The 26,092-nt window shown below is 71.0% G+C and carries 21 protein-coding genes and 1 riboswitch; of the genes, 7 read left to right on the forward strand and 14 right to left on the reverse strand.

Annotated features, from left to right (window positions below):
* Window positions 1–106: 106 nt before the first annotated feature.
* Complete coding sequence (locus tag ACFQVD_RS17055; RefSeq protein WP_343979509.1) at window positions 107–1,447, forward strand: TrkH family potassium uptake protein; 1,341 nt, start codon at window positions 107–109, stop codon at window positions 1,445–1,447.
* Window positions 1,440–2,108, forward strand: coding sequence for a potassium channel family protein (locus tag ACFQVD_RS17060; RefSeq protein ID WP_343979511.1), 669 nt, complete (start codon window positions 1,440–1,442; stop codon window positions 2,106–2,108). Before ACFQVD_RS17055 ends, ACFQVD_RS17060 begins: the two co-directional genes overlap by 8 nt.
* Before the next feature lie 71 nt (window positions 2,109–2,179).
* On the opposite strand, the gene ACFQVD_RS17065 is transcribed toward ACFQVD_RS17060, so the two are convergent.
* From ACFQVD_RS17065 to ACFQVD_RS17085, 5 genes are all read right to left on the reverse strand, one after another.
* Complete coding sequence (locus ACFQVD_RS17065) at window positions 2,180–2,638, reverse strand: PH domain-containing protein (protein WP_343979514.1); 459 nt, start codon at window positions 2,636–2,638, stop codon at window positions 2,180–2,182.
* 130 nt (window positions 2,639–2,768) lie between these two features.
* A complete protein-coding gene (ribH, locus tag ACFQVD_RS17070) occupies window positions 2,769–3,239 on the reverse strand; it encodes a 6,7-dimethyl-8-ribityllumazine synthase (RefSeq protein WP_343979516.1) in 471 nt (156 codons plus the stop codon).
* 73 nt (window positions 3,240–3,312) lie between these two features.
* Entirely contained in the window at window positions 3,313–4,527 is a 1,215-nt protein-coding gene (locus ACFQVD_RS17075) for a bifunctional 3,4-dihydroxy-2-butanone-4-phosphate synthase/GTP cyclohydrolase II (protein WP_343979519.1), read from the reverse strand.
* A gap of 106 nt (window positions 4,528–4,633) precedes the next feature.
* On the reverse strand, window positions 4,634–5,269 hold the full coding sequence (locus ACFQVD_RS17080) for a riboflavin synthase (protein WP_343979522.1): 636 nt from the start codon (window positions 5,267–5,269) through the stop codon (window positions 4,634–4,636).
* 329 nt (window positions 5,270–5,598) lie between these two features.
* Window positions 5,599–5,729, reverse strand: a riboswitch (FMN riboswitch).
* A gap of 121 nt (window positions 5,730–5,850) precedes the next feature.
* Window positions 5,851–6,666 (reverse strand): oxygenase MpaB family protein, encoded by an 816-nt coding sequence (locus ACFQVD_RS17085; protein ID WP_343979525.1) that lies wholly within the window; start codon window positions 6,664–6,666, stop codon window positions 5,851–5,853.
* A gap of 327 nt (window positions 6,667–6,993) precedes the next feature.
* Here ACFQVD_RS17085 and ACFQVD_RS17090 point away from each other — a divergent pair, with 327 nt between their 5' ends.
* The 5 genes from ACFQVD_RS17090 (at window position 6,994) to ACFQVD_RS17110 (ending at window position 12,958) form a co-directional block, all read left to right on the forward strand.
* A complete protein-coding gene (locus tag ACFQVD_RS17090; RefSeq protein ID WP_343979529.1) occupies window positions 6,994–7,995 on the forward strand; it encodes an ABC transporter permease in 1,002 nt (333 codons plus the stop codon).
* Between the two features lie 16 nt (window positions 7,996–8,011).
* Window positions 8,012–9,796: an ABC transporter substrate-binding protein gene (locus tag ACFQVD_RS17095; protein WP_343979532.1), complete on the forward strand. Its 1,785-nt coding sequence runs from the start codon at window positions 8,012–8,014 to the stop codon at window positions 9,794–9,796.
* 125 nt (window positions 9,797–9,921) lie between these two features.
* Window positions 9,922–10,902 carry an ABC transporter permease gene (locus tag ACFQVD_RS17100; RefSeq protein ID WP_343979535.1) on the forward strand — a complete coding sequence of 327 codons (981 nt, stop codon included), beginning with the start codon at window positions 9,922–9,924 and terminating at the stop codon, window positions 10,900–10,902.
* A 14-nt stretch (window positions 10,903–10,916) separates the two neighbouring features.
* A complete protein-coding gene (locus ACFQVD_RS17105; RefSeq protein ID WP_343979538.1) occupies window positions 10,917–11,915 on the forward strand; it encodes an ABC transporter ATP-binding protein in 999 nt (332 codons plus the stop codon).
* The gene (locus tag ACFQVD_RS17110; protein WP_386271507.1) at window positions 11,912–12,958 is read left to right on the forward strand and encodes an ABC transporter ATP-binding protein; all 1,047 of its coding nucleotides are present in this window, start codon (window positions 11,912–11,914) and stop codon (window positions 12,956–12,958) included. Before ACFQVD_RS17105 ends, ACFQVD_RS17110 begins: the two co-directional genes overlap by 4 nt.
* Window positions 12,959–13,079: 121 nt before the next feature.
* Here ACFQVD_RS17110 and rpe read toward each other — a convergent pair whose 3' ends face one another.
* The 9 genes from rpe to ACFQVD_RS17155 form a co-directional block, all read right to left on the reverse strand.
* Entirely contained in the window at window positions 13,080–13,736 is a 657-nt protein-coding gene (gene rpe, locus ACFQVD_RS17115; protein WP_343979541.1) for a ribulose-phosphate 3-epimerase, read from the reverse strand.
* A 330-nt stretch (window positions 13,737–14,066) separates the two neighbouring features.
* Window positions 14,067–15,920, reverse strand: coding sequence for an asparagine synthase (glutamine-hydrolyzing) (gene asnB, locus ACFQVD_RS17120; RefSeq protein ID WP_343979544.1), 1,854 nt, complete (start codon window positions 15,918–15,920; stop codon window positions 14,067–14,069).
* 99 nt (window positions 15,921–16,019) lie between these two features.
* Complete coding sequence (locus ACFQVD_RS17125; RefSeq protein WP_343979547.1) at window positions 16,020–17,537, reverse strand: RsmB/NOP family class I SAM-dependent RNA methyltransferase; 1,518 nt, start codon at window positions 17,535–17,537, stop codon at window positions 16,020–16,022.
* Window positions 17,538–17,542: 5 nt separating this feature from the next.
* Window positions 17,543–18,472 carry a methionyl-tRNA formyltransferase gene (fmt, locus tag ACFQVD_RS17130; RefSeq protein ID WP_343979550.1) on the reverse strand — a complete coding sequence of 310 codons (930 nt, stop codon included), beginning with the start codon at window positions 18,470–18,472 and terminating at the stop codon, window positions 17,543–17,545.
* 5 nt (window positions 18,473–18,477) lie between these two features.
* A complete protein-coding gene (gene def / locus ACFQVD_RS17135) occupies window positions 18,478–19,026 on the reverse strand; it encodes a peptide deformylase (protein ID WP_343979553.1) in 549 nt (182 codons plus the stop codon).
* Between the two features lie 76 nt (window positions 19,027–19,102).
* A complete protein-coding gene (locus ACFQVD_RS17140) occupies window positions 19,103–20,479 on the reverse strand; it encodes a hypothetical protein (RefSeq protein ID WP_343979555.1) in 1,377 nt (458 codons plus the stop codon).
* A 40-nt stretch (window positions 20,480–20,519) separates the two neighbouring features.
* Window positions 20,520–22,178, reverse strand: coding sequence for a hypothetical protein (locus ACFQVD_RS17145; protein ID WP_343979557.1), 1,659 nt, complete (start codon window positions 22,176–22,178; stop codon window positions 20,520–20,522).
* Window positions 22,179–22,227: 49 nt separating this feature from the next.
* On the reverse strand, window positions 22,228–24,537 hold the full coding sequence (locus tag ACFQVD_RS17150; protein ID WP_386271515.1) for a primosomal protein N': 2,310 nt from the start codon (window positions 24,535–24,537) through the stop codon (window positions 22,228–22,230).
* Window positions 24,538–24,561: 24 nt separating this feature from the next.
* Window positions 24,562–26,019 (reverse strand): amidohydrolase, encoded by a 1,458-nt coding sequence (locus ACFQVD_RS17155; RefSeq protein WP_343979560.1) that lies wholly within the window; start codon window positions 26,017–26,019, stop codon window positions 24,562–24,564.
* Between the last annotated feature and the right edge of the window lie 73 nt (window positions 26,020–26,092).

Here is a 26,092-nt window from a genome sequence, read left to right on the forward strand (position 1 = left end):
CGCGCCGTACCCGCGGCACCGGGAGTCCCTCGCTTCACAGGACGGCGCCGGGTACCGAGGACGGACAGGCGTACCGCCGTCCCTCGAAGAAGTATCCTCAGCCCCTGTGAAGAACCTCCTCGGCCAGATCAACACCCCGTCCAGGGTCGTCGTGGTGGCGTTCCTGGCCGTGGTCATCACCGGTACCGGGCTGCTGTCGCTGCCGGTGGCGGTCGAGGAGGGTCAGCATGTCTCGTGGACGTCGGCCCTGTTCACCGCCACCTCCGCGGTCTGCGTGACCGGGCTGGCCATGCACGACACCGCGGCGCACTGGTCGTTCTTCGGCGAGATCGTGCTCCTGGTGCTGATGCAGATCGGCGGCTTCGGGATCATGACGCTCTCCTCGATCCTGGCCGTGCTCGTCTCCGGCAAGCTCGGCCTGCGCGCCCGCCTGAACACCCAGGCGGAGACCAAGACCCTCGGGCCCGGCGACGTGCGACGGGTGATCGTGGGGGTCGCCAAGGTCACGGTGATCGCCGAGGTGCTGACCGCCACCGTGCTCGCCGCCCGCTTCGTGACCGGGTACGGGGAGCCGGTCGGACGCGCCATCTATTACGGGATTTTTCACGCGATCTCAGCATTCACCAATGCCGGGTTCGCCCTCTGGTCGGACAGTGTCATGGGGTTCGTCACCGACCCGTGGATCTGCCTCCCGCTCGCACTGGCGGTGATCGCCGGAGGTCTCGGCTTCCCGGTCTACGCCGTCCTGAGGGAGAACTGGCGCCGTCCGTCGCGCTGGACGCTGCACGCCAAGATCACGCTGTGGATGACCGCGGTGCTGCTGCTCGGCGGGACGCTGGCCGTCACCGCCATCGAATGGAGCAACCCCGGCACGATGGGCGGTCTCTCCCCCGGGCTGCGGATCATGGCCGGGTTCTTCCACAGCACGATGACCCGCAGCGGCGGCCTGAACTCCATCGACACCTCCCAGATGAGCGAGAACTCCTGGCTGGTCAGCGACGTGCTGATGTTCATCGGCGCGGGCAGCGCGGGCACCGCGGGCGGCATCAAGGTGACGACGTTCGCACTTCTGGGCTTCGTGATCCTCGCCGAGCTGCGCGGCGAGCCCGACGTCTCGGCGGGCCGCCGCCGCGTCCCCGAGCAGCTCCAGCGCCAGGCCCTGACGATCGCGCTGCTGAGTGTGGCGTCGGTCGCGGTGGGAACGTTCGCGTTGATGATGGCGACCCCCTTCAAGCTCGACCGCGTACTGTTCGAGGTGATCTCCGCCTTCGGCACGGTCGGGCTGTCGACGGGGATCACCGCCGACGTCGGCACCGCGGGGCACCTGATCCTGACCGTCCTGATGTTCGTCGGGCGGCTCGGCCCGGTGACCCTGGGCGCGGCGCTGGCGCTGCACGTCCAGACTCGTCGGTTCCGCTATCCGGAGGAGCGTCCCCTCGTTGGTTGACAAGAAGAACCGCAGCGACGCGGTCGTGGTCATCGGTCTCGGGCGGTTCGGCGGCGCGCTGGCGGCGGAGCTGGTGAGCCGCGACGTCGAGGTGCTCGGCGTGGACAACGACCCCAAGAACGTCCAGTACTTCTCCGGCAGGCTGACCCACGTGGTGTGCGCGGACTCCACGGACCCGGACGCCCTCCGGCAGCTCGGTGTCGAGGAGTTCGGCCGGGCCGTGGTCGGCATCGGCACCGACATCGAGTCGAGCATCCTGACCACCTCGATCCTGACCGACCTGGGGGTGGCGGACATCTGGGCCAAGTCGATCAGTCTGCAGCACAGCCGGATCCTGCAGCGGGTCGGCGCGCACCGCGTGGTGCAGCCGGAACACGACATGGGCGAGCGGGTCGCGCACCTGGTCATGGGGCGGATGCTGGACTATCTGGAGGTCGACGAGGGCTACGCCCTGATCAAGACCATGGCGCCCGGGTGGGCGGACGGCAAGAGCCTGGCCCGGCTGGGCATCCGCAGCGAGTACGGGGTCACCGTGGTCGGCATCAAGAAGCCCGGCGGCGGGTTCACCTACGCCACCTCCGAGACGGTGGTGCAGAGCGGCGACATCCTGCTCGTGGCGGGCGACACCGACAAGACCGAGCGGTTCGCCGAGGAGACCTGAGCGCCGAGAACCCCGGATCCGGCGCGTTCAGGCGGTGACGGCGGCGTCGAGGTGACCGGACCGCCGGCGGTTCAGCGGGCCTCGTCCGCCTCGCCGCGCTCCCTGATGAGGGCGGCGAGCTCGCCGACCTGGCGCGTCGTGCGCTTCTTCTCCGATCCCTGCAGACCCATGGCGCCGACCGTGATCCCGTCGGCAAAGTCGATCTTCGCCCAGGGCTCGTGGTCGGTCAGGGTGACCCCGAGCACCTCGGCCCACTCGTAACGGCGCACCCTCAGCGGGTTGACGACGGTGATCCCCCGCTCGTCGGCCTCCACCCGGCACCGCCCCAGCAGGTGGAGGGCCCCGGCGATGAGAAGGCCCAGCACGAGCATCCCGATCCTGTCGGCCGGCGTGAACGGCGCCGGCAGGAAGATCGCCATCAGGATGGCGCCGAGCGTGATCACACCTGCGAAGCCGTAGGCCACGATCCGCCCGCTCTTGGGCCGCCAGACGACGGGCAACGGGGGCGGGGAGACGCTCTCCGGGCTCACTCTCAGATCACGATCCTTCGGGAAACCACCGATCAAAACGGCTGTGACGGCTGGTCACGGTGCCGATGGCAACCTATCGCACGTCCCCGCCGCACCGATCACACGGCGCGGCGGGGTGCGTCCGGGTGCTCTAGGAGCGGAGTTCGCGCAGCAGCAGCGCCGTCTCCAGCGCCGCGACGGTGGCCTCGTAGCCCTTGTCCTCGTGGCTGCCCGGCACCCCCGACCTGTCCACGGCCTGGTCGAGGGACTCGCAGGTCAGCACTCCGTTTCCGACCGGGACCTGCTCGTCGAGGGAGATCCGGGTCAGGCCCGCGGTGACGGAGTCGCAGACGTAGTCGAAGTGGGCGGTCTCACCGCGGATCACGGCTCCGAGGGCGACGACCGCGTCGCAGCGCTTGGCCAGGGCCTGCACCACGACCGGGATCTCCAGTGATCCGGCCACCCGGACCACGCTCACCTCCGCGCCGCTGTCCTCTCCGGCCCGCACGGCCCGCGCCACGAGCTGATCGGTGATCTCCCCGTGCCACCGGGCGGCCACGATGCCGACGGTCAGCCCCCGCGCGTCCACGGCCGACGCCACCGGCCGTCCTGTCCCACTCATCCGATCAACCCGCTCCGCTCGCGGTTCGCGTTCGCGAACACCCCGTCCATACCGGCTCCTTCGCCACGCTCACTCATTGGCGCTCCTGGGGGATGTCGTGGCCAAGGCGGTCGCGCTTGACCGACAGGTACTTCTCGTTGTAGGGGTTCATCGCCACCGGCATGGGCTCACGGCCGATCACCTTGATGCCGTAGCCGTCCATGCCGCGCAGCTTGGCCGGGTTGTTGGTCAGCAGCCGGATCGACTTCACCCCCAGGTCCGCGAGGATCTGCCCGGCGTTGGAGAACTCCCGCGCGTCCACCGGCAGTCCGAGCTCCAGGTTGGCGTCGACCGTGTCGCTGCCGGCGTCCTGGAGACTGTACGCCCGCAACTTGGCCAGCAGCCCGATGCCGCGCCCCTCGTGCCCGCGCAGGTAGACGATCACGCCTCGGCCCTCGGCGGCGATCCGGGACATCGCGTGCTCCAACTGCACCCCGCAGTCGCACCGCAGCGACCCGAGCACGTCGCCGGTCAGGCACTCGGAGTGCGCCCGGACCATGACGTTCTCGCCGTCCTCGATGTCGCCGAAGACCAGGGCCAGGTGCTCGCCGCCGTCCACCGAGCTCGCGAAGCCGTAGGCCCGCCACACGCCGAACCTGTTCGGCAGCAGGGTCTCGGCGACCCTGGTCACCATCCGCTCGGTCCTGCGCCGGAACTCCACCAGCTGCTCGATCGAGACGAGCGCCAGGTCGTGCTCGTCGCAGAAGCGGCGCAGCTCCGGCAGCCGCATCATGGTCCCGTCGTCGTTGACGACCTCGGCGAGCACGCCGGACTCGCTCAGCCCGGCGAGCCTGGCCAGGTCCACGGCCGCCTCGGTGTGACCGCGCCTGACCAGGACACCGCCCTCCCGGTAGCGGAGCGGGAAGACGTGACCCGGCCGTACCAGCTCGGACGGGTCGGTCGCGGAGTCGGCCAGCAGACGGATCGTGCGGGCCCGGTCGGCGGCGGAGATCCCGGTGCTCACCCCGTCCCTGGCGTCCACGCTGATCGTGTAGGCGGTGCGCAGGCGCTCCCTGTTGTCGTGCACCATCAGCGGCAGGCCGAGCCGGTCGAGGTCCTCACCGCGCATCGGCACGCAGACCACGCCGCTGCTGTGCCGGATGGTGAAGGCCAGCAGTTCCGGCGTGGCCTTGGCCGCGGCGAAGATGATGTCGCCCTCGTTCTCCCGGTTCTCGTCGTCGACGACCACGACCGCCTTGCCCTCGCGGGTGTCGGCGATCGCGCGTTCGATCGGGTCCAGCTTGATCACACGGCCTCCTCGGGGACGAGCACGGTCCGCGACCTGTGCTCCTTGAGCCAGTTGACGAATTCGACCGGGACCGGCACGGGTGCCTCGAATCCCGCTTCCGCCCGGTTCACCGTTCGTCCCCCCGGCCGGCCTGGCCGTCCGTGCTCGGGGGGGCGTACGCGCCGACGAGCTTCTCGACGTGCTTGGCGATCACGTCGACCTCGAGGTTCACCGGGTCTCCGGGCTGCTTGGCACCGAGGGTGGTCAGGCGCAGGGTGGTGGGGATGAGGCTGACGGTGAAGCCGCCGGAGCCGACGCTCACCACGGTCAGGCTGATGCCGTCGACCGTGATCGACCCCTTCTCGACCACGTAGCGGTCGAGGTCGGGCGGGAGGGAGACGCGGACGACCTCCCAGTGCTCGCCGGGCTCCCGCGACAGCAGGACGCCCGTCCCGTCCACGTGACCCTGCACGATGTGGCCGCCCAGGCGCTGGTCGGCGCGGACCGCGCGCTCCAGGTTGACCGGGGAGCCGGGCCTCAGCGCGCCGAGGGAGCTGCGGTCGAGGGTCTCCTTCATCACGTCGGCGGTGAAGACCTCACCGGCCACGTCCACCACGGTCAGGCAGACGCCGTTGACGGCGATCGAGTCGCCGTGCCCGGCGTCCGAGGTGACCGTCCTGCCCCGGATGGACAGCCGGGCCGCGTCGCCCAGCTGCTCGATCCCGGCGATCTCCCCCAGCTCTTCGACGATTCCGGTGAACATTCACAGCTCCTTGCGGGGGACCGCGCGAAGGCGGGCGGCCGAGGTGTCGCGGGACCGGAGACGGAACGTCGCCGACGGGCGGGAAGCCGCGTGGGGGCCGTCGGGGCCCGCGCTCGGAGAGCGGGACAGGCCGGTGCGCCCGGTCAGGAAATGGTGGGGGCCGGCGGCGCCATGCCCGTGGGGGGCGTACCCGGCCGCTGGGCGCGTCCGCGTTCGATCAGTCACCCGAGGTCTCCTACTCGCCAGTAGCTGTCTGCCACGGCGGGCCCCGGGGAATTCGACAGGTGCGTACACCCGATCAGCGGAGGGCGCCAAAGGGCACTCTCCGCTCGCGCGCTTCCTCCCATCCGGACTCTAACCGTCGGTCCTGGAGTTTCACCAGGTCAACCGGCCGATGGATTCGACCGGGTCGCGGACTGTAACCGCCGGCTCGGAATTTCACCGACCCCGGAGCACGCTGCTCTGCCTTGCCTCGGGAAGCGCGCCACAGCCGACCCGCTTCCCGTACACCAGTGTGCCATGTCCGGCAAACCGCACCGCACACCCCTCCAGCATATGAACCAAGCGAGCGCTTGGTCAAGTTATGCCGCGTGCTCGGCGATCACCTTCCGAGCCCTCCTCGCGTCCGGGGAGTAGCGCACCGGGGCGGGCACCAGACCGATGCCGGTGTGCAGCGCCCGCAGGGAGGCCGTCGCCCACAGGTCCCCCAGCGGGGTCGCGGGCAGCCCGTAGAGCCTGCGGGCCCAGCGCGGCAGGGTCGCGAAGGCGAGCAGGGTGACCATGGGAAACACCGGCTTCAGCGGGGTCAGGCGCGCCGGGAGCGGCGCGTTGAGCGACTGTCTGAGCGGGTGGGGCACCTCGGGCGCGAAATAGAGACCCGGACGGCAGGCCCGGATGTAGTCGTCCATCTCGCCGACCGAGCCGGGCACGTCCTCGGGGCGCAGGCCGACGACCTCGGCCGCGCGGCGCCACTCCGCGACGAACCTGTCGGCCTCCGCACCGCTCAGGCGCACTCCGGCCCGCCGGGCGACCGACAGGTAGGAGTCGACCTCGCCGACATGGACCCAGAGCAGCGCGGCGGGGTCGTCGAGGCGGAACCGCTCGCCGGTGTCGGGGTCGAGGGCGGTGAGGCTCGCGTGGATCTTCCTGACCCTGGCCCCCGCGCGGGCGACCTCCTCGGTCGTGCCGTAGGTGCGCACCCGGACGAACTCGGTGGTGCGCGCGAAGCGGGACCAGGCCTCCGCGGGGTCCATGAGCGCCGAGTTCTGCGCGACCCCGCGCATCGCCCGGGGGTGCAGACCCTGCATGAGCAGCGCCCTGAAGCCTCCGACGAGCAGGATCGGCTCGCCCATCACCTTCCAGGTCACCGAATCCGGCCCGAACAACCCGTGATCCATACGCCGCCTCCCTCGTAAGTGGTTAATTACGTTACCTGAGGGGGTCTGGGCACACATGTCCCGGGCCTGTGACACAAGCGGAACGGGATCCAGACGAGGGTGTCACGACCAGGTCATCAAAGTGTCACAGATCCGTGAAAAGCAGCTTTTAAGTGCCTCGATTCTTTCACTCCACCCCCCCACCGCGTCAACGGAATTGAAGCTACAAACAGATGGAAATTACACAACAATAAAATGAGCAAGGACCAGACCATTGATTTGACCTTGACTGTTTTGCGATGGTTCCAGGGATCAGGCTCAACCATGCTCGTTGGGAGCGCCCGCACGATGACCATCCCTGCACCAGCCGCGTCCACCACCGTGGAACCCCCCGCGGTGAAGACACCGGAGACGGTGGGCCGTTCCCCCGGCCAGTTGATGTGGCTGCGCTTCCGCCGCGACCCCACCGGCATCGCCTCGGCCGGCGTGGTGATCTTCTTCTTCCTTGTCGCGATCCTCGCGCCGGTCATCTCCTGGCTCTACGGCAAGGACCCCTACACCCTCTACGGCCAGGACACCCCGGGACTGCTGAACGACTTCGGCTACCCGGTGCTGCCCAACGGCGGCATGAGCTCGGACTTCTGGTTCGGCGTCGAGCCGAACCTGGGCCGGGACGTGTTCATGCAGCTCGTCTACGGGATCAGGACCTCGTTGTTGATCGCGATGGTCGCGACGGTCCTCATCTCGGTGATCGGCATCGTCATGGGCATCGTCGCCGGGTACGCCGGAGGTAAGACCGACTACTTCATCGGCCGGCTGATCGACCTCGTCCTGTCGTTCCCCTCGACCCTGTTCATCATCGCGTTCATGCCGGTGGTGGAGAACCTCTTCGTCGACCCCTCCGAGGAGACCCCGGTCTGGCTGCGGGCGGTGACGCTCATCACCCTGCTGACGGCCTTCGGCTGGGCCGGCATCGCCCGGCTGCTGCGCGGCCAGGTGCTCTCCATGCGCGAGCGGGAGTTCGTCGAGGCCGCCAAGGTGACCGGCGCCTCCCCCGCCCGGATCATCTTCAAGGAACTGCTGCCCAACCTGTGGACGCCGATCCTGATCCAGTCGACCCTGCTGCTGCCCGCGATGGTGACCGCCGAGGCGGCCCTGTCCTTCCTGGGCGTCGGGATGATCGAGCCCATCCCCGACTGGGGCCGAATGTTCCTGCGGGGCACCCAGGTCTACCAGAACGACATCACCTTCCTGATCTTCCCCGGCGCGGCTCTGCTGATCTTCGTCATCGCGTTCAACCTGCTCGGTGACTCGGTCCGCGACGCCTTCGATCCCAAGCTCAAGCGTTAGATCCGATAGGAGAGAGATGAAAGTCCGTACGCGGTCAGCGATGGCCGTACTCGCCATAGGCGCGCTCGCACTCACCAGCGCGTGCGCCGAGGGCAACCAGGGCGCCCCCGCCGCTCCCAGCGGCTCGGCCGGCGCGTCCGCCCCCGCCGTGGAGGCCTACAAGGCGCCGACCATCACGGTCGGCACCGCGGAGGACTCCAAGGGTCCCGCCATCGAGCCGGAGGGCGTCGTCAAGGGCGGCACCGTCACGATGATCGACCGGGACGACTTCTCCCACATGGACCCGGGCCAGCTCTACGTCAACACCGAGACGAACTTCTCCCTCCTGATCGCGCGTACCCTGACCGGCTACAAGCGCACGGGCAAGAGCGAGTACAAGCTGGTCGGCGACCTGGCCACCGACACCGGCACCCCCTCCGACGGCGGCAAGACCTGGACCTTCACCCTCAAGGACGGGGTGAAGTGGGAGGACGGCACGCCCATCACGTCCGAGGACGTGAAGTGGAGCATGGAGCGGACGTTCGCCTCCTTCATCACCCAGGGCCCGACCTACATCCAGCAGTGGCTGACCGAGGTCGACCACAAGAAGGCCTACCAGGGCCCCTACGACGGCAAGCGCCTGGACAGCATCGAGACGCCGGACGACAAGACGATCGTCTACAAGTTCAAGACGCCGCACGCCGACGCCAACTACGCCTTCGCCATGGGCGGCTACGGCATCGTGCCCAAGGCCAAGGACACCAAGGAGAAGTACGACAAGGCCCCCGTCTCCAGCGGCCCGTACATCATCAAGAACCACGTGGTCGACAAGTCCATCGACCTTGAGCGCAACCCGAACTGGGACGCGGCCACCGACCCGATCCGCGGCGCCTACCCCGACAAGTGGCGCCTGGAGTTCGGCCAGGAGGCCCTGCAGATCACCGACCGCCTGATGGCGGACGCGGGCCCGGACCAGACCGCCTTCACCTTCTACGCGACGGTTCCCCCGGAGCGGCTGCAGCAGGTGCTCGGCGACCCCGCGCTGGCGCCCCGTCTGATGAAGAGCCCCTCGCCGTACGGGAACTACTACTACTTCAACCTTGACCGGATGAAGGACCAGAAGATCCGCCAGGCCATCAACTACGCATGGCCCTCCAAGCAGATCCAGCAGACCATGGGCGGCCCGGCCGCCGCGGCGCTGCCGACCACCATCCTCAACGAGAACACCACGGTCGGCTACCAGCCCTACGACCTGTTCAACAAGACGACCAAGCCCGAGGGTGACATCGAGAAGGCCAAGCAGCTGCTGGCCGAGTCGAGCAACCCGACGCCGACCATCGTCTACGCCTACAACCAGACGCCGGTCCAGGAGCAGGTCACCGTCGTGATCAAGAGCGCCCTGGAGAAGGCCGGCATCAAGGTCGTCGCCAAGCCGCTGGACCGCAAGACCTACTACGACTCCATCGGCCTGACGAAGAACGAGTTCGACCTGTACTGGGGTGGCTGGGGCGCCGACTGGCCGTCCGGCTCGACGGTCATGCCGGTCATCTTCGGCCCGATCGCCGACGGTGCGCCGAACTACTCGCACCTGAAGGACGAGGCCATCACCAAGAAGATGGAAGAGATCACCGCCATGACCGACATCGACGCGCAGAACGCCGCGTGGATGGCGCTGGACAAGGAGATCCAGGAGACGATCACCCCGCTGGTCGTCGCCGAGAACCGGATCGCCAACACCCTGCACGGCTCCAAGATCGGCGGCGCGGAGATCGACCCGCAGTCGTGGGTCGTCCAGCCGAACAGAATCTTCGTGAAGCAGTAACGCCCACGAAGCCTTAGGAGACACCGGCGGCCGTGGCCTCGCGGTAGGACGACACTCCCCGCGAGGCCGCGGCCAAGGGGCCGTCAGGCCCCCGCAGCGGTCCCAGCCACCTCGGGAAACAGGCAATGCTTCCATTCATCACTCGCCGCACGCTCGGCGCCGCGGTCACGCTTCTGATCATCGCCGCGGTCACCTTCTTCCTCTTCTTCGCCGTGCCCGCCGACCCGGCGAGGCTCGCCTGCGGCAAGGTGTGCCCGCCCGACCTCCTTGAGCAGGCGCGGCACAACCTGGGACTGGACCAGCCTCTGTTCGCCCAGTTCGTAGCCTGGCTGGCCGGCATCTTCGTCGGCCGCGACTACGAGAACCTGGACTACTGCCCGGCCCCCTGCCTCGGCTACTCGTTCGTCAACCGCGAGCCGGTGTTCGAGACGATCCTGGACCGGATGCCGGTCACCGTCTCCCTCACCATCGGCGCGGCGGTCGTCTTCCTCATCTTCGGCATGGCGACCGGCATCATCGCGGCCCTGCGCCAGGGCAAACCACTGGACAAGATCGCCAGCGTGGCGTCCCTGGTCGGCGCCTCCGTGCAGATCTACTTCATCGGCACGCTCGCGCTCTACGTCTTCGTCTACAAGGGCCAGATCCTCGAACGGCCCCAGTACCTGCCGTTCACCGAGAATCCCATCGCCTGGGCGAGCGGGCTGGCGCTGCCCTGGGTGGTGCTGGCGATCATCTTCACCGCCAACTACACCCGTATGACGCGCTCGACGATGGTGGAGCAGCTCAGCGAGGACTACGTCCGCACCGCGCGGGCCAAGGGCATGTCCGGCCGGACCGTGGTGATGAGGTTCGCCCTGCGCGGCACCCTGACGCCCATCATCACGATCTTCGGCGTGGACCTCGGCACGCTGATCGGTGGCGCGATCATCACCGAGACCACCTTCGGGCTACAGGGGCTCGGCCGGCTTTCCATCAAGGCCGTCGAGGACTCCGACCTGCCCCTGCTGATGGGAACGGTGCTCGTGGCGGCCGGGGCGATCGTCTTCTTCAACATCGTCGTCGACGTCCTGTACGCCTTCATCGACCCCCGCGTGCGGCTGGGTTAGGAGTCCTGAAGAAAGTGTCAACGTTCCTCTCGGTCCGCGACCTGACCGTCGACTTCCACACCGAGGACGGCGTCGTCCACGCGGTGGACGGGCTCTCCTTCGACGTGGAGAAGGGCACCACGCTGGGCATCGTCGGCGAGTCCGGGTCGGGCAAGTCGGTGACCAACCTGACCGTGCTCGGCCTGCACAACCCGGAGACCACCACGATCAGCGGGGAGATCCGGCTGGACGACGAGGAGCTGATCGGCGCCTCCAGGTCCACCATGGAGAGGCTGCGCGGCAACAAGGTCGCGATGATCTTCCAGGACCCGCTGACCTCGCTCTCCCCGTACCACACCATCGGCAAGCAGATCTCCGAGGTCTACCGCAAGCACACCGGCGCGAGCCGCGCCGAGGCCAGGGCCCGTGCCGTCGAGATGCTGACCAGGGTCGGCATCCCGCAGCCGAAGACCAGGGTGGACGACTATCCCCACCAGTTCTCCGGCGGCATGCGGCAGCGCGCGATGATCGCGATGGCGCTGGTCTGCGACCCCGACCTGCTGATCGCCGACGAGCCCACCACCGCGCTGGACGTGACGGTGCAGGCCCAGATCCTGGACCTGCTCAAGGACCTCCAGGACCAGATGGGCACCTCGATCATCCTGATCACCCACGATCTCGGCGTGGTCGCCAACACCGCGCACGAGGTGCTGGTGATGTACGCCGGGCGTGCGGTGGAGCGCGGGAGCGTCAAGGAGGTCCTCCACGAGCCCCGCCACCCCTACACCTGGGGCCTGCTGGCCTCCATGCCCCGGTTGAGCGCGTCGGTGGACATTCCGCTCCGGCCGGTACGCGGCACCCCGCCGAGCCTGATCAACGTCCCGTCCGGCTGTCCGTTCCACCCGCGGTGCGACTTCATGGAGGTGGCGGGGCCCGAGCTGTGCCGCTCCGAGCGGCCCGAGCTGTCCCCGCACCGCGGCCACGGCGACGCGTGCTATCTGACCCTGGCCCAGAAGCGGGAGATCCACAAGTGAGCGAGACGACCTCCGAGCCGCTGCTGGAGCTGTCCGGTCTGAAGAAGCACTTCCCGGTGATGGGCGGTCTCATCTTCAAACGGCCGGTCGGCCGGGTCCACGCGGTGGACGGCATCGATCTGACCGTGCACGCCGGTGAGACGCTCGGCCTGGTCGGCGAGTCCGGCTGTGGCAAGTCCACCGCCGGGCGGCTGGCGGCCCGGCTGCTGGAGCCGACCGCGGGCAACATCCGCTACGCCGGACGCGAGATCGGCCACGCCAGCCGCAGGGAGCTGAAGCCGATCCGGGCCGAGATCCAGATGATCTTCCAGGACCCGTACTCGTCGCTCAACCCCCGGCACACCGTGGGCACCATCATCGGCGGCCCGATGGAGATCAACGGGATCAACCCGCCGGGCGGCACGACCAAGCGGGTCCAGGAGCTCCTGGAGATCGTCGGTCTCAACCCCGAGCACTACAACCGCTTCCCGCACGAGTTCTCCGGCGGCCAGCGGCAGCGGATCGGGGTGGCCCGCGCGCTCTCCCTCAACCCCAAGCTGATCATCGCGGACGAGCCGGTCTCGGCCCTCGACGTCTCCATCCAGGCGCAGGTGGTCAACCTGCTCCAGCAGCTCCAGCGGGACATGGGGATCGCGTTCCTGTTCATCGCGCACGACCTGGCGATCGTCAGGCACTTCTCCCAGCGGGTCGCGGTCATGTACCTCGGCAAGATCGTCGAGGTCGCCGACCGCGCCTCCCTGTACGAGCGCCCCCGCCACCCCTACACCCACGCGCTGCTGTCGGCCGTGCCCGAGGTGCAGGAGGACGACGAGCCGCGCGAGCGCATCCGCCTGGCGGGGGACGTGCCCTCCCCCATCAACCCGCCGTCCGGCTGCCGCTTCCGCACCCGCTGCTGGAAGGCCCAGGACAAGTGCGCCACCGAGGAGCCCCCGCTGCTCAGGCTGGAGGGCAACAGGGAGGGTCACCTGACCGCCTGCCACTTCCCCGAGGAGCCGACCGTGCACGGCCAGGACGTGGTGCTGGACCCGGCGCTGCAGACCTGACGCCGGCCGTCGCCGGTCCTCGCGACCGGTGATCCCCGGTGAGAGAACGGCGGAGGGCGGACCCATCCCGGGTCCGCCCTCCGCCGTTCGGGCTTCCAGGGTGCTTCCCGGACGGGACCGGTCAGCCGCGAGTGGCCCGGGCGCGCAGACCGTCGACCGCGCGGGCCGGGTCCTCGGCGCCGTAGACGGCGTTGCCCGCCACGAAGACGTCGGCGCCCGCCTCCGCGCAGCGCTCGATCGTCGTCTCGGAGACGCCGCCGTCCACCTGGAGCCAGACCTGCCCGCCGCAGCGGTCGATCAGCTCGCGGGCCCGGCGGATCTTGGGCAGCACCATGTCGAGGAACTTCTGCCCGCCGAAACCGGGATCGACGGTCATCAGCAGCAGCATGTCGAGCTCGTCGAGCAGGTCCTCGTACGGCTCGACGGGGGTGGCGGGGTTCAGCGCCAGGCCGGCGCGGGCACCGGCGCTGCGGATCTGGCGCAGCGTGCGCACCGGGGCCTTGGCCGCCTCCGCGTGGATGGTCACGCTCTGGGCTCCGGCCTCGGCGTAGGACGGGGCCCAGCGGTCCGGGTCCTCGATCATGAGGTGGCAGTCGAGCGGCATCGAGGTCGCCTTGAGCAGGGACTCGACCACCGGCAGCCCGAGGGTCAGGTTGGGGACGAAGTGGTTGTCCATGACATCCACGTGCAGCCAGTCGGCGTTGGGGACCGCCTCGGCCGCCTCGGCGAGGCGGGCGAAGTCAGCGGACAGGATGCTGGGCGAGATCTGTACGGCCATAATTGGCCGATTCTATGAGGCGGCGCCCTGCCCTCCGTCACCCGCCGTCCACCGGGTGACCCGCGTCACGCGCCGTCCGGGCTCGACACCCGCCGCACACCACATGACATATCAGACATATGGTCGTATTTCATCCTTTCTCACTATTGCTGCTCCGGCGCCGAACTCGCGGACGGCCGAGGTTTCACAGGATGCGAATTCGCAACCATCCCGGCGAGCGGGAGATCGTCCGAGTAATTCCCTTTGAGAATCATTCGAATTATCGAATGAAACGGTATGCTAAACCCGAAAGTCTTTACTTTGACCGGGTTTCAACCTCCATCGGCGCGTTCAGAGGTCGACCCGGACCTGGTACCTCTCCAGCCAGGCGTTGAACTGCAGCAACCCCTCCAGCGCCGCCCGGCCTCCCGCCGGGCCGCCGTCCGTCTCCGGCCGGTCGATCACCGCCCGCACCTTCTCCCTGTCGATCAGCGGCGCGGCCGCGATGTCCCCGCGGCCGAGCAGCCGGGCCGCCTCCGCGCGGACGGCCACGCCGTAGGAGGGGTCCTGTGTCGAGGGGTAGGGGCTCTTGCGGCGGTGGACGACCGAGGGCGGCAGGATGTCCGCCGTGGCGGCGCGGAGCAGGCTCTTCTCCCGCCCGTCGAAGCTCTTCATCGCCCATGGGGCGTTGAAGACGTACTCCACCAGCCGGTGGTCGCAGAACGGCACCCGGACCTCCAGCCCGACGGCCATGCTCATCCGGTCCTTGCGGTCCAGCAGGATCTGTACGAACCGGGTGAGGTTCAGGTAGGAGATCTCCCGCATCCGCCGTTCCAGCCCCTCCTCACCCGGCAGCCGGGGCACCTCGTCCAGCGCGTGCCGGTAGCTGTCCGCCCGGTAGGTGGGGATGTCCAGCTTGCGCATCAGGTCCTCGTCGAGGAGCGCCCCCAGCCCGCCGAACCGTTCCATCCCCGGGGAGACCAGCCACGGGAAGGTGTCGGCGGCGACCGCCTCCGGGTCGTGGAACCACCGGTAGCCGCCGAAGACCTCGTCGGCCGACTCCCCGGACAGCGCCACGGTGGAGTGCCCCCGAATGGCGCGGAACAGCAGGTAGAGCGAGGTGTCCATGTCGCCGACGCCGATCGGCAGGTCCCGCGCCCGCAGGACCGCGTCGCGCACCGCCGGGTCCATGAGGTCGGCTGCGTCCAGGACGATGTCGGTGTGGTCGGCGTCGACGTGCCGCACGACCTCGTGCGCGTACGGCGTGTCGGGGGTGTCGCGCATCTCGTCGGGCTGGAAGTTCTCGGTGTATCCGGCGAAGTCGACGGAGAACGACCGGATCCTCCCCTCTCCCCGCTCCCGGAGCCCCAGCGCGGCGAGTGCCGTGACGGCACTGGAGTCGAGGCCGCCGGAGAGCAGGGCGCAGAGCGGCACGTCTGCGACGAGCTGGCGGCCGACGATGTCGTCCAGCAGGTCGCGTACGCCCGCGACCGTGCCGGCGAGGTCGTCGACGTGCTCGTGGGAGTTCAGCCGCCAGTAGCGGCGCCGGCACAGGAACTCGTGGGTCACCCGGATGACCTGGCCGGGGCGAACCTCGTACATGCCCTGGTAGACGGCGTGTTCGGGGGTCTTGACTGAGGCGATCAGCTCGCGCAGCCCGTCGGCGTCGACGGTGGGCGTCCCGGCGAGCGGGTTGGCGAGGATCGCCTTGGGCTCGGAGCCGAACAGCACGCCGTGCGCGGTGGGGCGGTAGTACAGCGGCTTGACCCCCATCCGGTCGCGGACGAGCAGCAACTCCTCGCGGCGGGTGTCCCAGATCGCGAAGGCGAACATGCCGTTCAGCCGGTCGGCGAGGTCCTCCCCCCATTCGAGGTAGGCCCGCAGCACGACCTCGGTGTCGCTCCGGGTCTGGAAGCGGTGGCCGTGGGCGGCCAGTTCGGCGCGTAACTCGACGAAGTTGTAGATCTCGCCGCTGTAGGTGAGGACGGCGAGCGGCAGCCCCTCCTCCGCGACGACCATCGGCTGGCGGCCGCCCTCGATGTCGATGACCGCCAGGCGCCGGTGGCCTATCGCGACGTGCGGGGCGAGCCAGATCCCCTCGTCGTCGGGCCCCCGGCAGGCCATGGTGTCGGTCATGGCCTTCGCGATGTCCGGTGACTGCCGGAGATCACCCTCGAAGTCCACCCATCCGCAGATTCCGCACATTTCGCCACCCCCACGTCCCCTTGGAAGCAGTTATGCCCAGTCGAACGGTGTGCGGCATCCATATATGCCCTGACCTGCGACGATGACCCTGAGGTCCGCTCAGCGGCGGCGGAGCAGGGCCAGGAACATGGCGTCGGTGCCGTGCCGGTGCGGCCAGAACCGCGCGTACGGCCCCTCGCCCAGCCCCTCGACCTCGGGAAGGTAGGCGCGGGCGTCCAGCACCTCGACGTCGTCGCGGCGGCGCAGCACGTCGCCGACCACGACGTCGGTCTCGGCCAGGTGCGGCGAACAGGTCACGTACCCGACGACGCCACCGGGACGGACCGCCTCGATCGCCGAGGTGAGCAGGTCGCGCTGGAGCCTGCCCAGCTCGGGAAGGCTCCGGGGATCACGGCGCCAGCGGGCCTCGGGGCGGCGGCGCAGCGCGCCCAGACCGGTGCAGGGGGCGTCCAGCATGACCCGGTCGAAGACTCCGGGCCGCCAGGCGGGCACGGTGCCGTTCGCGGTGATCACCTTGGCCTGCCGGGTCGTCTGCCACACCAGCCGCGCCCGGTGGTACTGCAGCTCGGCGGCGAGCAGGCGCGCCCCGCCGGGGAAGGCGGCCGGTCCGGCGCCCGCCGCCAGGCCCGCCTCGTCACCGTGGGTCGCGATGGCGTCGAGCAGGCCGGCCTTGCCGCCGGGGCCCGCGCACAGGTCGAGCCAGCGCGAGTCGGCGCCCTCCACCGGGACCCGGGTCAGGGCCAGCGCGACGAGCTGGCTGGCCTCGTCCTGGACCGCGGCCCGCGACTCGGCCACGGCGAGGATCGCCCCGGGGTCGCCCTCGGGCAGGTAGGCCGCGTACGGGGAGTATCCGGCGGGCTCGGCGCCCGCGTCGAGGAGTTCCGCGACCGACGAGCGGCCCGGACGGGCGACCAGGGTCACCCGGGGGCGCTCGTTGTCGGCGGCGAGCAGGGCGGCCGTCTCGTCGAAGTCGCCGCCCACGGCGTCGCGCAGTGCCTCGACGATCCACCTCGGGTGGCTGTGGGCCACCGCCAGATGGCCGACGGGGTCGTCGGCGGGGTCGGGCGCCACGATCGGGACCCACTGCTCCAGCGACCGGGTGGAGACCTTGCGCAGCACGGCGTTGGCGTACTTCGAGGCGCCGATGCCCACCCGCAGCCGCACCAGGTCGACCGTGGTGCCCACGGCGGCGTGCGGGGGCACCCGTGTCTTGAGCAACTGGTGCACGCCCAGCCGGATGGCATCGAGCAGCGGCGGGTCGACGTCCTCCGGCGCCCGGTCGCTGCAGGCCGCGATGATCTCGTCGTAGGTGCCGAGACCGCGCAGGGTGCCGTAGGCCAGTTCGGTGGCCAGTCCCGCGTCCCGCCCCGACAGGCGGCGCTCGCGCAGCAGCGTGGGCATCAGCAGGTTGGCGTAGGCGTCCCGCTCGTCGACGGCACGCATCAGGTCGTACGCGGTGTTGCGCGCCTCGTCGCGGACCGGCTTGGGCGGACGCCCGGCCCCGGCCGGCCCCCTGCCCCCACCTCGGTTCCCGCCTGCTCCGCGGCCGCGCGGAGCAGGCCCCTGACCGCGCCCGCCCCGTGCGGCGTTACGGCCGTCACCACCAGCACTGCTCATGATCTCTAGGCCAGCCGATCCTCGTCCGTGGGCCGCACGCCGCGGGCCCACTCCCCCGCCCCCATCAGACGCTTGCCCTGCGGCTGCACCTCGCCCAGCTCGACCGGGTAGGTGGCGGTGCCGACCAGGACGGTGTTCTTGGACACCGCGATCCGGCCGGGGGCCAGAGGTGAGGCGTCGGGAACCGGTCGCAGGGGGCCGAGCTTGACCCGCTGACCGCGGAACTCGGTCCACGCGCCCGGGGCGGGGGTGCAGGCGCGGACCAGCCGGTCGACGCGCATGGCGGGCGCGGACCAGTCGACCCTGGCGTCGTCGACACTGATCTTCGGGGCGAGGCTGACCCCCTCCGCGGGCTGCGGCACGGCCTCCAGCTTGCCGTCCTCGATCCCGTCGAGGGTGGCCGTCAGCAGCCCGGCACCGGACTCGGCGAGCCGGGCGAGCAGCTCCCCGCTGGTGTCCGCGGGGCGGATCTCCTCGGTGACCACGCCGTAGACCGGGCCCGCGTCCAGCTCCCTGACGATCCGGAAGGTGGCCGCGCCGGTGATCGCGTCACCGTGCAGCACGGCGTGCTGCACCGGCGCCGCGCCGCGCCAGGCCGGCAGCAGCGAGAAGTGCAGGTTGACCCAGCCGTGCCGGGGGATGTCCAGGGCGGCCTGGGGCAGGAGCGCACCGTAGGCGACCACCGGGCAGCAGTCGGGGGCGAGCTCGGTGAGCCGGTCGAGGAAGGCCGGGTCACCCGCCTTCTGCGGCCTGAGCACCTCGATGCCCGCCTCCTCGGCGAGCTCGGCGACAGGGCTCGGGTGGACCCTGCGGCCCCTGCCCGACTGGGCGTCCGGCCGGGTGACGACGGCGACGACGTCGTGGCGGGGCGAGTCGATCAGAGCCCGCAGCGCGGGCAGGGCTGTGTCCGGGGTTCCGGCGAAGACCAGGCGCAAGGTTCCTACAGAGCCTTCCCGTGGGTGGCGTGCGGGGAGAACTTGAACGCGGGGGCCGACAGACCGTTCCAGTCGGCCTCGCGGATCGCCTTCATGGCGAGTTTGCGCTGTTTGGCGTCCATCCGGTCGATGAACAGCACGCCGTCGAGGTGGTCGGTCTCGTGCTGGAAGCAGCGGGCCATCAGGTCGGTGCCCTCAAGCGTCACAGGCTCGCCGTGCATGTTGAAACCGGTCGCCACGGCCCGCAGCGCCCTGGGCGTGGGGAACGAGAGGCCGGGGAAGGACAGGCAGCCCTCCTCGCCCTCCTCGTCCGCCTCGTCCGACAGGTCGAGGTTGGGGTTGATCAGGTGCCCGAGCTGGTCGTCCACGTAGTAGGTGAAGACCCGGAGCCCGACCCCGATCTGGGGTGCCGCCAGCCCGGCCCCCGGTGCGTCCATCATCGTGTCGGTGAGGTCCTTGACGAGCTTGCGCAGCTCCTTGTCGAAGTCCTTGACCGGATCGGCCGGAGTGCGCAACACCGGGTCGCCGAAAAGGCGGATCGGCTGAATGGCCAACGGGGTCTCCTCACGCTTCAGGGGATCGCCCCAGTCTAAGGGCGCCGGCCGCCTTCCCCGGGCCTTCCCGCGCGCCTCAGCGGGAGCGGGCCTTCATGGCGGCCTTGCGGGCCGACTTGGCCACCGCGGCGGTGCCGTGCCTGGAGCCGAGCAGGTCGAGGACGGCGAACGTGTCGGGGTGCTCCACCAGGGCCATCTCCTCGACCACGCGCGTAAGGTCCTCTCCGGGTTCGAGCGCGTCGAACTCGCAGATCGCCTCGGAGGCCTCGCCCCGCTCCAGCAGCGAGGCGAGCGAGTCGACCGCGAGCCAGGTGTTGTCCGCGGGGGTGAGCGCGGGCGCGGGCAGGTCGCGGATGTGCAGCCAGGAGGCGGCGTAGCGCCACATGGCGGGCTCGGAGAGCGCCTCCCTGAGCGGGGCCTCGGCCTCGGGGCCGAGCTCCTCCAGGATCGCGCCCGCGACCCCGCGCCGGCCCGCCGTGCCCGAGGCCGCGACCTTGACCAGCTCGCGCGCGGCGGCCTCGGGGTGGCGGGACTCCAGCCACACGGTGACGGCGCTGGGCGCGGCGGAACCCTTCATGATCGCCTCGACCAGCTCGGGCGCGCCGAGGTCGGTGAAGACGGCGACCTCGGCGCCCGTCGGCGCGTCGTGGCCCTCCCTGATGAGGTCCTGGCGGACGGCCCACATGCCGAGCGGGGTCAGCCGGGGCCTGCCCGCCCGCGAGGTCTCGACCAGCCCGCAGTAGCCCAGGAGCGACAGTGCCGACTCCAGCTGGGCGGGCAGCGTGCCGGTCAGCGTCCTCATCTCGGCGGGACCGGCCCCGCAGGCCACCCGGTGCGACTGCAGGATGCCCTTGACCAGGGTCGCGGTGGACAGTCCCTCGCGCACGGCGTACAGCGTGGCGAGCATCTCGGCCAGGTGATCGTCGATCACGGGGGATCCGGTCAGGTCGTCGTCCGCGCGGTCGAGGACGTCCATGACCACGCCGTCCCAGAACCCCAGCACGGCCCGGTGCGGCAGGTCGGCGGAGAGCGCCAGCGGGCCGGGGTCCACCCGCCCGCGGGAGATGCGCAGCATGCCGGTGTTGACCGCGACCACCCAGAGCAGGTGCAGCCGCGCCGGGCCCGGCAGGCCGAGTTCCGCGCACGGTCCGAACGGGTCGGGCAGCAGTCCCTCGGGGGTCACCGCGCGGGTGCCGGTCCAGGCGGCCAGCCGCTGGGCGTCGAGCACCAGCGGCACCAGCGGCACGGACGCGGCCAGCTCGGCGTCCGGGGCGAGGTCGACCGGCGGGAAGCTCAGCGCGTCGCCGCGCGGGGGGCAGTCACGGCCCGCTGCTGTGACCGACTCCTCCAGAACGGCTGTTCGCAGCTCGCGGGGTGCCGCTCCCAGCTCGTCCACAAGCCTGCGCAGCTCGCCGATGTCGAAGACGTTCCCACTGTTCCCGCTCTTTGCCACCCGTGAAACTTACTGCACTCGCGCCTCACGCATACACGGCTCAGCCGATGGCGCGGGAACGTGCCTTGAAAGCCGCCTTGCGGGCCGCCTTGGCCGCGTTGTGGTCCCTCAGGGAGCGTCCGAGCAGCTCAAGAACCTCGACGACCTCGGGGTGGTCGACCCGCCACATCTCCTCGATCACGCTCTGCGGCGGCCCGGAGGCGGACATGTTCTCGGCGAACGTCTCCGGATCCTCCTCGGCCGAGGGCATGGCCAGGACGAGCATGTCCACGCTCATCCAGAGCACCTCCTCCGAGGTGAGCGCGGGGGCCGCCAGGCCGCGCGCGGTCAGCCAGTGGATGGCGTGCGGGCGCAGCTCCGGCTCCTCCAGGAAGGCGCGCACCGCCTCCTCCGCGTCGGGGCCGAGCCGGTCGACGATCGTCACCGCTATGCCCCTGGCGACCGAGGGCGCCCCCGAGACGGAGCCGAGCAGCTCGGCGACCGCCTGCGCCGGGCTCCGGTGCCGCAGCCAGCCCTCGATGTCGGCCTCGGCCATCTCGGCGGGCATCCCCGACAGCAGCCCCTCGATGAGCTCGGGCGCGTCGGCGAGGGCCAGGTCGGCCGCCTGGGGCGCCTCGATGCCCAGGTCGGTGTAGAGCCTGTGCAGCCCCCACAGGGCCAGCGGGGTGAGCTCCAGGAGTTCGTCGCCCGGCTCGGCCATCCCGCAGTAGGCGAGCCGCCGCACGACCTCGGGGACGTCGATCTCCCCCTCCTCCACCAGGCCGATCTCGTCCAGGTACTCCCTGACCAGCGGGATCGGCACGGGCGCCTGGAGCCGGTAGAGCATGTCGCACAGGCCGTAGAGCTCCTCGTCCAGGGAGACCTCGCCCGTCACGGCACCGCCGGTCTCCTTCTCGACGACGAACTCGACGGTCGCGGCCCAGATGTCGAGCGGGTCGAAGTCCTCGCCGTCGAAGATGGCGGTGCCCTCGACGGTGACCAGGCCGGTGTGGACCGCGAGTTCCCAGAGCAGGCCGGGGTCGGTCACCGAGAGCTGGGCGATCGCCTCGGTGGCGTCCCGGACCCTGAGCCTGCCCTTGGCGGTCGGGGTGCGCCCTCCGGCGAGCATCCACTGGACCAGCCTGCGCGCGTCGGTCAGCAGCGGCACCCGCAGGGCGCTCTGGACGAGCGTCTCGCGGGGCGCCAGGCGCACCGGGGGAAGCGGCGAGCAGCCGGGGCAGTCGCAGTGCTCGACGACGGGCTCCTCCTGCACCGCCGAGACGGAGAGGATCGCATCCCCCGCCTGCTGCTCCAGTGAGTCCGCGCCCATCGCGCTGAAGAGGCTCTTGGCCATGCCGAACCTGGAGGTGTCGGCGAGGGCGATGGGCATCTCGGGCTCGATCCGGTCGAGGACGCTCCTCATCCGGACGGCCATCTTGCCGCCGATCTCCTCGGTCGAGAGCAGGAAGTCGACCAGGGTGCGGGCGGCGGCGACGGTCTCGGGGGCACTCTCCGGCGGGGCGATGACCTTGCGTGGATAGATGTTGAGCAGCAGTTCCTCGAAGGCGACGGGGGTGAAATCACCCAGCTCGTTCACGTCCAGATAGTCACTCGCGTAGTCGCAGAGCAGCCGCACCTCGTCCACGTCAACGTCCAGGCCGCGCGCACGCCCCCACGCGCGCAGGTCGTCTACGGCCCGATTCACCCATTCGATCGACACAGGGGAAAATTAACGGCTTACTGCCAGCACCGCGAATCGGGGAAACAACTCAAATCACATCTAGGGGGTCAATGCATACCTTGACCACCTCCGCGGCCTTGCGTGCGGAGCGCACTCCCACGGCTCCTTTCAGAGCCGCGGCCAGCGTGGCACCGGAGCCTCGCGCGATCCGCACCATGGCACGTTCCCGCACTTGATCCCCCCTGGGCGAGGCCACCGGGACCGGGCCGAGCACCTGTGCCTCGGGGGGCAGCGCCACCTCACCGAGCATTTCCCTGACCCCCGCCGGAGATCCGGTGAGCGTCGCCATTTTCACCGCCGGGGGGAAACCGAGTTCTGTCCTGTCGGCCAGTTCTCTCTCGGCATGTGTCACCGGATCCCAGCGCAGCAACGCCTGCACGACGGGCAACGAGGAATCGGCCAGCACGACCAGCTCGGCGGAGGGCCGCAGCAGCGCCGCCGCGTTCATCCACCGGCGCAGCGTCTCCTCTGCGGCGCGCAGGTCCGGCCTGCCGAGCAGCGCCCAGCCGTCCAGCAGCACCGCCGCCGCGTATCCGCCCTCGGGCACCGGCTCGGCTCCCGGGGTGGCCACCACCAGTGCCCGGGCCGCGCCGACCGTGGCCAGTACCCCGTCCCTGCCCGACGTCTTGACCCGTACGGAGGGGAAGGCCCGCCCCAGTTCCTCGGCGGTACGGCGGGCACCGACCACCTGGGCCCGCACCCGCGCACCGCCGCAGGAGGGGCAGCGCCACTCACCGGCGATCCGGCCACACCAGCGGCAGTACGGGGCCACGTGGCCACCACGTAGCGCGAAGGGCCCGCCGCAGTGCCCGCAGCGGGCCGGTGCCCGGCAGCCCTGGCAGGCCAGCGCGGGCAGGTAGCCCCGCCGGGGGACCTGCACCAGCACCGGGCCGCTCTCCAACCCCGTGCGCAGGATCCGCCAGGCGAGGCTGGGCAGCCGGGCGGCCCTGGCCGCCTCGTCCCTGGCCAGCTCCGAGTCCTCCCCCGCCGGACGCACCCTCGGCGCCCTGGCCCTGACCGCCTGGCGGGCCGCGACGATGGGCCCCGCCCAGCCCGTGGCGATGAGCTGGGTGGCCTCCGCCGTGCGGGCGTACCCGCCGATGAGCAGGCCCGCGCGGGCCCGGTGGGCACGCAGCGCGAGGACCTCCCTGGTGTGCGGGTAGGGGGCGAGCCGCTCGGAGTGCAGGTCGTCGCCGTCGTCCCAGATCACCGCCAGCCCGAGGTCGGCGACCGGGGCGAACGCCGCCGCCCTGGTGCCGACGGCGACCCGGACCTGCCCCCTGGACAGGCGCAGCCACCGCCGGTAGCGCTCAGCGGGCCCGAGGTCCGCCGTCAGCGCCACGTGCGCGCCGGGCCCCAGGACGGCGCTCAGCGCCGCGTCGGCCAGGGCCACGTCCTTGCCGTCGGGAAGCACCACGAGGGCTCCCCTGCCACCGTGCAGGGTCTCCCGTACGGCAACCGCGACCGCCCTCGGCCACCCGGGCCCGTCCTGGTCGGTGCCCGGCAGGGCGGTCCACACGGCTCGGGGGGAACCCCCCTTCGCCAGAGCCGCCAGGAACGCCTCCCCCTCCCGGTAGTCCGCCCACGGCCCCGGTCCCCGCTCCGGCTCGCTGTCGCCTCCCTGCCCCGGCCCCGGCACGACCCCCTGCTCCTCGCCCGGTCCGTGTTCTCTTCGTTCCCTTACCGGTTCCGGCGGCCTCGGCCCCGCTTCTCCCGTCTCCGGCTCTCCTGCCGTCCGTTCGGATCCGGGCTCCCCGGAGGGCTCGGCCGCCTCGCTCTCCGCCCGCGGGTCCGTGCCGGTCCCTGAGGCGGCGACCGCCTCCGCCTCGACCCTGGCGTGGCGGGGTGGGACGGCCAGGCGCAGCACGTCGGCCATGGTCCCGGCGTAGTGGTCGGCCACCACACGGGCCAGCGCGGCGATCTCCGGGGTGAGCACGGGCTCGGCGGAGACGACCCGCTCCAGGCGGGTCAGCCTGCCCTGGTGCTCGGTGGTCTCCACCCGTTCCATCAGGAACCCGTCGACGAGCTTGCCCGCGAACCTGATCCGGACCCGGCACCCCGGCACCGCGGCGGCGTCCAGGGGGGCGGGGACGAGGTAGTCGAACAACCGGTCGAGATGCGGCAGCGGGGTGTCGACGACCACCCGGGCGACCGGCAGCTCCGCGGCCGGCTCCGGCACCCCTCTGACCTGCTCGGCCACCCCTTGCTCCCGGGCCACTCCCGCCGCCCGGACGACCCCCGGCCGCGCCCTGGCGGCCCTGCCGGGCCCGGGCCGCTCGCGTACGGCGTCGAGCGGCAGGAGGGCGTCATCGTCCGGCGAGGGGTTGGCGTGGGTCACCCGCCTGTCCTACCAGAAGCCGGGTCAGATGGCGCGGCGGTGGGTCCAGCGGCCACCGAGCAGGGTGCCGAGGATCGGCATCCGACGGAGGCCGTCCCCGTCCAGCCCCGCCGGGTCGTACTCGGTGATCATCAGGTCGGCGGGGTCGCCCGGACGCACCCCGGCGCGGCCCCTGGCCGCCGCCGCCAGCGCCACCGGCAGCGAGATCGCCTGTTCCGGGTGCCACGGCGGGCGCTCGTCGTCGGTCCTGGCCACCGCGGAGGCGATCCCGTCCCACGGGTCGAGCGGCGCCACCGGAGCGTCGGAGCCCAGCTCCAACCTCGCCCCCGCGGCCAGCAGGTCGGCGTAGGCGAAGGCCCGTCCGGTCCGCCCCCGCCAGTGCAGGTCGGCCACCTCCCGGTCGTCGGGCGCGTGCGCGGGCTGCACCCCCGCCACCAGACCGGGCCTGGCGAACCTCCCGAAGTCCTCCGGGCGGACCAGTTGGGCGTGCTCGATCCGCCCCGGGCAGCCGACCCGCTCGAAGGCGTCCAGCGCGATGCCCACCGCCAGGTCGCCGATGGCGTGCACCGCCGGGGCGATCCCGTGCCTCGCGGCCAGCTCCATCACCCCGTACAGCTCCTGTGGCGGGGTCTCCAGCAGCCCGCGCGCCTCGCCACCGGGATAGGGGTCCGCGCAGTAGGCGGTCCTGGTGTTCAGCGAACCGTCCACGAACGTCTTCACCGGCCCGACCTCCAGCAGGCCCCCCGAGCCCGCGACCGGCTCACCGGTGCGCAACCCGCGATCGATCGCCTCTTCCAGCCGGTTCACCGGGATCGAGCAGCCGACCCGGACGTCGACCGCCCCCCGCGAGATCCGCCGGGTCCAGTCGGTGACGTTGTCGGCGAACTCGAAGTCCAGCACGCCGACGACGCCCCTGGCCGCGGCGGCGGTGGTGGCCTCGGCCACCCAGCGGTCCAGTTCCTCCTCGGGCGGCGGTGGCATCTCGGCCATCGCGTCGTAGCAGTCGCGCTCGCGCAGCACCCCCGTCGAGTGATCGCCCCTGCCGATCGCCGCCAGCGCGGCCGGGCTGAACCAGGCGGTGTGCAGGTCGTTGCTCACCAGCACGATCGGGCAGCCCGGCGCCGCCGCCTCCAGCAGCGACTTGTCCGGCGTGTCCGGCCACAGGCCGTCGCGGAAGCCGTAGCCGACCGTGAACCCGGCCGTACCCGCCCGCGGGGCGACGAGATCGACCGCCTCCCGCGCCGACCGCGCCGAGGTCAGGTCGATCCTGCGCCGGGCCTGCGCCCACTGCACGGAGTGCACGTGCGCGTCCCACAGCCCCGGCAGCAGGGTGGCGCCCCCGACGTCCACCGACTCGTCGCAGGCGGAGGGTTCCGGGGCCACCTGCGCGACCCGGCCGTCAACGATCAGGACATGGCGCAGCGGGCCGCCGAGACCGATCCGCGCGTTACGCAGCAGCAGGCGAGCAGAGGGAGAGGACATGAGGAGACTCTAGGCGGACGGCCGACGTCCCCTTCCCCCCGCCCGGCGAACCCGGCCGATCACTCATCCCCGG

The organism is Streptosporangium amethystogenes subsp. fukuiense, assembly GCF_042665875.1.
GTDB classification, from domain to species: Bacteria; Actinomycetota; Actinomycetes; order Streptosporangiales; family Streptosporangiaceae; genus Streptosporangium; species Streptosporangium fukuiense.